Raw genomic sequence first — 8506 nt, forward strand, 5'->3', positions numbered from 1 at the left:
TCGTAGAAGCCAATGTGTAATGATATTACACATACTATCATGAGAAAAATGTATTGGTTATGAGATTACAGGAAAACCATCGTTTTTCTGTAATGGCTATATTAGGTTTGAATGAATTCAACTTAACGATTGATTATACAACCATGATTCGTCCATTCGAAAGAAAAACAGTCTTACCCAATCCTATCCCTGAAAATTAAACCTCGATTCTTGATCGGGCCGCAGGAGCGGATAACCATTTGAGATTGCACATAGCCAGGAATTGACGCAAGTAGTAGAAATTGGCTACTGTCACTTGATAGAGGCGTTTCAAGATATTCTGAATAAGGGCCGACGTCTTGAGCAAAATGTTAGATAAAGTCCAAGGTTTAGCAGTCCATAAGCTACCGTGAGTACAGAACATCATTCTGAATAGAAGTATTCATTCTAGTAGTAAAATAGCTCTTCAAGACCCCTATTTGCGGTTCTTCTTAATTAAGGCTAAGGTAAAGTTCATTTCTACATCTTTACCACTTAAAAATTCACTGATCGTGGGTTCAATCCAGTAATCAGGCAGCGTTCCGTGGCCCGGACTGGAGGGACTCTCCACCGCCATTACATATTTTCGCATGGGTATCACTAGTTTAACTTTTGTGTTAGGCAGGATCATTTCCATCATATCACCTCCGTTGATGGAGTAGTATCCGCCCCCGGTTTCTTCCCCAATAAACGTCGCTCGTTTATTGGAATAAGCAACCGCACAAAACTCCGCTGTTGTAGAAAAGCATTTTCGACCAATGAGGATATAAACGGGTCCGTTAAACCGGGTCGGCTGAGGCTGCTGCATTTTCAGATTGTCGTGAGCCGTCCACCGATACTGCCCAGAAGGGGTTTTAGTAATGTCTTTCACGTAGTCTCTATATTCGGTCTGCTTCCAATCGGTATATTGAATAAAAGGTAAATCTTGATTGGTTGTGACAACCGCTTCTTTGTAATAATTGAAAGGCTTCTCGGCCAGATAAGCGTATAGCCAAGCCCCCCAGGTACCGTAACCTCCTGAGTTTTTACGTAAATCAATGACTAGATTTCTCACCTGTTTTTGCCTGATCAGTGTGAAACAGGAATCTAAAAACTGTTTGTAAACGGTTTCTTTCGATTTATCATCATCTAGGGCGATATAAAATTGATCTATCGTCAGTACAGCCGTTTCGGCGTTAGGTAAGCTTATGGAAAACGGACGATCTCGTTTAGGGGAACTAGAGATTAAACCAACTTTTGATCGAGTAACTCGCTTGGTTGTGGCAGGTAGAATTACTACACTATCGGGCTTGTTGCCACTCCTGATAAGCAGTCTAAATGTGTCGGGTTGGGCAATATGTAGGCCGTAATACAGATCAAACTTATTATCGAGATGGAAATATCGATTAGCCGAATTGATGCCGTCGGTGCTGATATGCTTGAACAATTCGGCCGTAATGACGGTCATTGGTTGACCGTTTATGCTCAATACCTCACTCCCCAATAGACTCGGATCATTGTCCTGGTCTGCTATAATGTAGGCTTTCCCTCTTAGAAACTTTACTTTGACGGGTACATATCGGTTGATATACTCACGCTCCGAAGTTGGTAGGCCTACACCAGTGTGACCACAACCTAGTTGGGAAATGATTGGGGATAACAAGTTAAAAAACTCGAAGGCCGTTAGCTTATGGTCAAGCAGCCTGCTGGTGCTGTCCCACAAGCGGTCAAGCTTCTCTTTAGCAATAACGTCGTACAGGGCGGGATGCATCATCTCAAAGAGTTGCCGGGTTAAGCCAAAGTCTTGCTGTAGCTGTTGAGGTGTAAACGCGTTTTCAGGAGTAGTTTTGGCCGTTTGGGCGTGCGTGGGAAGCAGAGTCAATAGAATGACTAAAACGACAAGTGCTGATTTCATAGGTAAAGGCAAGGCCATAAAATTCACAGTTCAACGAAGGGTGGATGACTAATCGGCTAAGCACTAACCACAGTAGACTAGAAGTGCAAAATTATTACACAGATTATGATTTTTTCTTTCTATCTTTTGTACTGAAACGCAATTTTGTTTCATTCCTCTACCTGTTTCTTTTCTTAGCCTATGGAACTTGATTCGTTTGATCGCCATATTCTTACCATTCTGCAAGGGGCCAATACGACACCACAGCGATTGATTGGTGAACAAGTAAATCTCTCAGCCGCTTCCGTTCATCGTCGAATCACAAAGATGGAAGAGCAGGGCGTCATTCAAGCCAATATTGCCGTGGTCGATCCGGCCCAGGTTGGGCAGCGTATCACCGTGATTGTGGAAGTGGAGCTGGCCAGCGAGCAGATTGATTTAATTGATGAAGCCAAGAAGAGCTTTTATTACGCTCCTGAAGTTCAGCAATGCTACTATGTGACGGGCGAAACCGATTTTATTTTGATTGTCAGTGTGAGCAGTATGGAAGACTACGAATTACTTACCAGACGACTTTTTTTGGCAATACGAATGTGAAACGCTTTCGTTCGTTTGTTACGATGGATCGGGTAAAGGTAGGTTTATCCGTCCCGTTGCATTCATACTAGCTGGCACAGTTGGTCAACGGCAGTTACCTGACCTGTCGCTCTTACGCTTGTTTCCGTTAGCAAACTAGATGTCTATACTATTCCTGGTAATACTTAATACATCTAAGCTTATTATACCATCGTTTTCGTGTAATTTTTTAAATGACAGTGGATTAGCCTAATATTCTATAGTCATCTGAAAGACGTGGATCTTAATAAGCTAGGTTAGGTTGGTAGGCTATCTCTATGCATGTGCATTGGATGTAGTTGCTGACTGGATTAGTTTTTAGGGCAATGACAAGAATCAAACAAACGCTTCTTTAACTTTGGTATCAGTGATCAACGGTTTGTTTTATACGTATAGCTATGAACGTACAATATGTCTCCAATGCTCAGGGAAAGGTAACCGCCGTTCAGCTTCCCTTAAAAGAGTGGCAGGAGGTGTCTAAAAAGCTGGAAGCCTTCACTAGGGCTGAGAGTATCAAGACCGGCTACGAAGAAATGTAACAAATTGAAAAAGGAACCCTGCCCGTTCGGACCTTAGATAGTTTTTTAGATGAACTATAAAATCATTCTTACCCCAAATTTTGAGAAAGAGTTTAAAAAGCTTCTCGGGAAAGTACCCCTCGATCAAGGCAGACTTACGGGCTCTGGGGCAAACCTTACAGGAAAATCCTACGCAAGGTAGTGAAGTCTTTAAAAACTGTTACAAGGTTCGTTTGGCCATCAAAAGTAAGGGCAAAGGCAAGAGTGGGGGTGGACGCCTGATTACCTATGTACGCATCACAAGTGAATCGGTGTATCTACTTTCAATTTATGATAAGTCGAATCGAGAAACGGTGACAAATGCTTATATCAAACACTTACTGAAAGATCTTTCTTGATCTTTACTCATACCTAATAAGGCAATACTTAACATAATGAAATTTATACAACATTGGCGAAAATACCCTATATCTGTTTAACTAACTGGATTCACCTGATCGGTTTTTACGGTACAACCTATTTGTTTACTTTATTTATATTGTCCTTGAAGGACTTTGATGCCGCTAGACCTGATATCTGGGACTTAGCTTTATGGAGTATTGTTTCTAGTCTTATATTGATGTTTGGCTACGGATTTAAGTTCTTGGCTGGACTCTATCTTTCTGTACTTATACTAGATGCTATTTTGTTCAAATTCAGCCAATTAAGTGTATTGAAGGCTGTTCTGTTAGAGTGGTTATTGTTAAGCTTACCTTTCTTTTATTGGGCTTTAAAATATGACTATTGGCTTTGGTTCATTCTATCACTCTCCTTTTTGGTTACTCAGATCATCAAGAAGATCAAAATTGAAAAACTCTTAAATAATGTTGTTTCCCCTTATAACATTTTACAAACAACCACTCAAGAACTGTAACATAGTATTAACTAGTGTTAAAGAAACATAAGTATTCAAGCACTAGGAGGCATACTTCTTTAGAGTTAAACCATCATTCGTTTCAGAATGATGTTATCCCTATACACCCTAATGCCGTTTTCTAGTAAACCACTTCCTCTATTTCTAGTAATTGAAGATAATGAAGATTATTGTTCCCTATTAGAATGGTCCTATCAGAAGCAGGCCCCGGCCTGCCGGTTGTACTTTGTTCGTTCCGCTGAAGAAGCACTTCGGTATTTAGAAGATTGCTTTATAAAACCTCAGCTCATCTTACTCGACTATGATCTACCAGGGATGGACGGGTTAGACTTTCTAGAACATCTTAGACACTCCTCGGTCTGGAAAAATTTGCCTATCATTTTATTCACTTCTCGTGAAGATAGTCAGCTTCAAACGCAAGCTCATAGCAAAGGAGCTACCCGCTTTATCACTAAAGCTAGCGGTTTCCTGGCTATGCATGCCTTTTGGCAGCAATTACTAACAGCCTAATTATTAAAAACGCTCGGTATAAGTATACCGAGCGTTTCCAGTTCCCCATTTTACATAAAGTCAGTAATTAACATTAAATTACTATACCACTTTGTCTATATAGTTAAAATCAGATAATTACATAACCTCAAATAAGATTTAAATATAATTTTGTTTTACCCATCACGCCTATGAATGATTTATCAGGTTCAAAACAGCTACAGCTACTCAAGCTCTTAGATAAGACTTTCTATTTCTACACCTTAGGCCTATTGATCCATACTTCCTATGTACCCGCAGATCTTCTTTATTGTACCCTCCGTCAACGCTTTAAATCGCTCTTACTAGACCAATTTCAGCATAGAATGTCTATGCTCGAAGATTTGGGGATTGTATTCATAAGAAAGGTAGGGCAGCAGGATTGCGTTCTTTTAAAGGCTGATTATCACTACTATCTACATAAGCTTTACCTAGATAGTAGTGATACACGCTTAAGCCAGCTTATGGAGTCTATACATAAAAGCCTGCAATAATATGATCTTAGATAGCTATTTCATCCGCCTCATATATGAGGTGATATATTCCCTTTACGCACGTTTTCTTACTATGCGGAGAAGATACATAAGGCCAAAATACTAAAGATAGGCTTTCTTTGCATCCAAAATAAAACCTTACTTATGTTGACTAAAGGCCCCATTGTGTCCATTGAAGATGATCAAGATGATCAATTCTTAATTAAAAGTGTGTTTACCGAATTAGGCGTCGAAAATGAACTTCTATTTTTTAACAATGGAAAGCTAGCTTTAGATTATCTGTGCACGACACAAAGACAACCGTTTTTGATTCTTTGTGATGTAAATATGCCGATTATGAATGGTTTGGAGCTCCATCAAGCCATTGCTGAAAGTGACTTTTTAAGAAAAAAAGCTATTCCCTTCGTGTTTTTAACTACGGCAGCTAATGCTACTCTTGTTAATCAGGCCTATTTTCAAAGTGTACAGGGCTTTTATCAAAAAGCAAACACCTATGAAGATTTAAAGCAACAAATGAAATCAATTTATGAATATTGGCAGGGTTGCTTACATCCTAATAGCTATTTAGGACAATAAGTATTATTGCTCATTTTTAGATTAAATTCTTTCGCTTGTATGCAAAGAAATCCCCCGATCTTTAGAATCTGAATTAAATTCAAACGCCTTATTAAGCTAACTTTGAGAGTAATTGGAGCAGTGCATTCAAATCGATCGGCTTCGTTAAATGGTCATCGAACCCAACTGCTTTAGCGTTCTGTTTGTCTTCGTGCTGTCCATAGCCAGACACGGCAACAATAAATAAATCTTTACCCCAAGGCTGCTTACGCATCTCTTGACAGGTTTCATAGCCATTCATCTGCGGCATACCAATATCTAACAAAACAACGTCGGGTTTAAGACTTTCCGCTGCTAATACTCCTTCTTTACCACTGTTCCTGCTGTGTACCTCATAACCCTTGAGCTCTAAGAGCATACTTAAGGTGAAGGTGGCATCAAGATTATCATCTACGATTAACAGGCGAAGGGCTCTTCGCTCCGCTTCTTTTTTTAGTATAGATGACCATTGGCCCTCGGTTGAGGTAGGCAAGCTGACCAGGAATGTACTACCCTGACCTATGCCCTCACTCTGGGCCTCTACGGTTCCACCGTGCAGTTCTACAATCTGCTTGACTAAGGTGAGTCCTAAACCCAGTCCCCCTTCGGAGCGGGCCAGGGAGTTATCGGCTTGCACAAACAATTCGAAAATCGAAGTCAGCTGATCCGGACTTAGGCCAATACCGGTATCCTCAACGCGTAAAAGAGCCCTTTGGCCTTGGTGTTCTAAGCTTACGTGAAGCGTGCCCTTTGGGTGAGTATAGCGAGAGGCATTGGTCAAGAGATTCATCACCATCTGCACCAGCCGCGTGGCATCTCCTTCGAGCTTAACCGGAGTCGCTGGTAAACGGACGGTTAGCTGCTGCTGCTTTTGCTGTACTAACGCTTGTACAGATTCTATCGCCTGACGGGTAAGCTCCACCAGGTTGACGCTCGCTTTTCGGAGTTCAATTTTACCCTGACTAATCCGGCTGACATCCAACAGGTCATCGACCATCCGTACTAGATGCTCGGTCTGGCGAGACATCATCTCCAACACAGATTTTGCCTGGGTATTCGCCGAGGCCGTTAGCGAAAGAATCTGTAAACCATTGCCAAGCGTAGCCATAGGATTACGAAGCTCGTGAGCCAGCATGGCCAGGAACTCATTCTTGCGTCGATCGGCTTCCCTAAGCCCTTCTTCCGCTTTTTTCTGTTTAGTCACGTCCACAAACACGTTGATGGCCCCCATAAGCTTGCCTTCCTCATCAAACAAGGGGTCGATGTTTACGTAAGCAGTCAGGCGATTGCCATTGGGTTGTTCCACCCGCACTTCCAGATCTCTAAACGAGATTCCTTTCTGGACCGCATCGGCCATGGCTGATTTGACGTGCACTAAAGGTGAGCCATCCGGCTGCCACAAGCGGAAGGCTCCGCAGAATCGATCCTGCGTATCCTCAAACCTGGGCTTGCGGCCCCAGAGCTCGACAGCCCGGCGGTTGAAATAGGTAATCCTTCCCTTGACATCACAGGTATAAAGCCCCGCCGGCATGAGTGAAATTAGCTTATTCATCCGTTCTTCACTGGCTCGCAAGGCTTCTTCAGCGGTTTTACGATCGGTGATATCGAACATGATGCCACTCATTTGGGCCGGCCTGCCGTCTTCTTCTCCAGTCACGCGTCCATATCCACTCATCCAGCGAGTGACTTGGTCGTCACGAATGATACGAAACTCGGTATCAAACAGACTTTGCTCGTCAATGGCCCTCGTTAATTCGTTTACTACCCAGTCCCGATCCTGGGAATGAATTCGGCTGACAAAGGCCTGAGATCTCTGCGGATGCGGCTCCACAGGCATTCCCAGAAGCTTAAAATGCTGCTCGTTCCAGTAGACTTCATCCGTAACCAGATGCCATTCCCAGGTGGCCATCTCGGCTGCCTCCACCGCTAAACGCGTTCGTTGTTCTAATTGCCGCCGCAAGGCCTGAGCCTGCTTGCGACGGGTAATGTCCCGGCTGATTTTAGTGAAGCCAACAAGCTGCCCCTGAGCATCGTGAATAGCCGTGGTGATTTCGTTGACCCAGAAGCGTTCACCTGTTTTGCGTAAGCGAATAGCCTCTTTTTCTACACGGCCCGTCTGAGCGGCCTTTAAGAGTTCTTGCTCGGCTTCACCCGCTGCCCGGTCTTCCAGCGTATAGCAAAGAAAGGCTGATTGCCCCACGGCTTCTTCGGCGGAGTAGCCCTTCATACGCTGGGCTCCCTCGTTCCATTCGGTAATGGTGCCGTTGGCGTCCAACCGGTAGATGGCGTAATCGGGAAGATTCGCTAGCAGTGAGTGGTAGCGTTGTTGACTATCGCGTAGAGCTTCTTCGGCCTGCTTCCGCATTAAAATGTCGTTAAATAAGATTGCTACCCGGTTTTGACCCGGTTCTCCAAACCGAAAGGCGTACACCTCGTAAAAACGCCCCAGGCCGCGGCCCCATGCTCAAAACGGACGGGTTCGCCGCTCCGAGCTACTTGAGCATAGATGTCAAACCAAAATTGCTCATGCTCGGGGGCTAGCTCCCGCATCGTTTTCCCAAGGCATTCTGAAGGCCCGTTTGTCGGAGAAATGCTTGATTGGTTTCTGTAAAGCGATAATCGGTGGGCTGGTCTTGCTCATCAAACAGAACCTCAATGATACAGAAGCCCTGATCAATGGAATTAAACAGCATCTGGTATTTATCCGTGGCCTGCTGGGCTATTTCATCTTTCAGTCGGCGAATTTCCAATTCGCCCTGCTTCATCGTAGTCATATCGGTGGTCGTCGTCGCTACGCCATCGCCGAGCTTCACCGTGGATTGATAAAACCAGCCATCAAACTGCTCATGTACATAATGCCGTTCGGATTGATCCGGAATACCCGTTTCGCATACCTGCTTAAACGTATCAAAAATGCCTACTTCTTTCACGCCGGGATTGAGCGTGAGCAGGC

Annotated in this window: 8 protein-coding genes and 1 pseudogene; 6 read left to right on the forward strand and 3 right to left on the reverse strand. The window is 43.6% G+C overall.

What is annotated here, in order from left to right; all coding sequences use genetic code 11:
- Positions 1 to 454: 454 nt before the first annotated feature.
- On the reverse strand, positions 455 to 1912 hold the full coding sequence (locus tag BWI93_RS02975; protein WP_176454111.1) for a S41 family peptidase: 1458 nt from the start codon (positions 1910 to 1912) through the stop codon (positions 455 to 457).
- A gap of 180 nt (positions 1913 to 2092) precedes the next feature.
- Here BWI93_RS02975 and BWI93_RS02980 point away from each other — a divergent pair, with 180 nt between their 5' ends.
- From BWI93_RS02980 to BWI93_RS03005, 6 genes are all read left to right on the forward strand, one after another.
- Positions 2093 to 2488, forward strand: coding sequence for an Lrp/AsnC family transcriptional regulator (locus tag BWI93_RS02980; protein WP_217902218.1), 396 nt, complete (start codon positions 2093 to 2095; stop codon positions 2486 to 2488).
- 416 nt (positions 2489 to 2904) lie between these two features.
- Positions 2905 to 3045 (forward strand): hypothetical protein, encoded by a 141-nt coding sequence (locus BWI93_RS27625; protein ID WP_176454112.1) that lies wholly within the window; start codon positions 2905 to 2907, stop codon positions 3043 to 3045.
- An 80-nt stretch (positions 3046 to 3125) separates the two neighbouring features.
- Complete coding sequence (locus BWI93_RS02985; RefSeq protein WP_369679087.1) at positions 3126 to 3422, forward strand: hypothetical protein; 297 nt, start codon at positions 3126 to 3128, stop codon at positions 3420 to 3422.
- Between the two features lie 53 nt (positions 3423 to 3475).
- A complete protein-coding gene (locus tag BWI93_RS02990) occupies positions 3476 to 3937 on the forward strand; it encodes a hypothetical protein (RefSeq protein ID WP_094808684.1) in 462 nt (153 codons plus the stop codon).
- 111 nt (positions 3938 to 4048) lie between these two features.
- The gene (locus BWI93_RS29365) at positions 4049 to 4447 is read left to right on the forward strand and encodes a response regulator (protein WP_369679089.1); all 399 of its coding nucleotides are present in this window, start codon (positions 4049 to 4051) and stop codon (positions 4445 to 4447) included.
- Between the two features lie 677 nt (positions 4448 to 5124).
- Complete coding sequence (locus BWI93_RS03005) at positions 5125 to 5535, forward strand: response regulator (protein WP_369679088.1); 411 nt, start codon at positions 5125 to 5127, stop codon at positions 5533 to 5535.
- Between the two features lie 91 nt (positions 5536 to 5626).
- On the opposite strand, the gene BWI93_RS03010 is transcribed toward BWI93_RS03005, so the two are convergent.
- Positions 5627 to 7918, reverse strand: coding sequence for a PAS domain S-box protein (locus tag BWI93_RS03010; protein WP_094808688.1), 2292 nt, complete (start codon positions 7916 to 7918; stop codon positions 5627 to 5629).
- 172 nt (positions 7919 to 8090) lie between these two features.
- Positions 8091 to 8506: pseudogene (locus BWI93_RS03015) on the reverse strand (PAS domain-containing protein); the annotation flags it as partial.

The sequence above is a fragment of the Siphonobacter sp. BAB-5385 genome, assembly GCF_002261125.1.
GTDB lineage: Bacteria > Bacteroidota > Bacteroidia > Cytophagales > Spirosomataceae > Siphonobacter.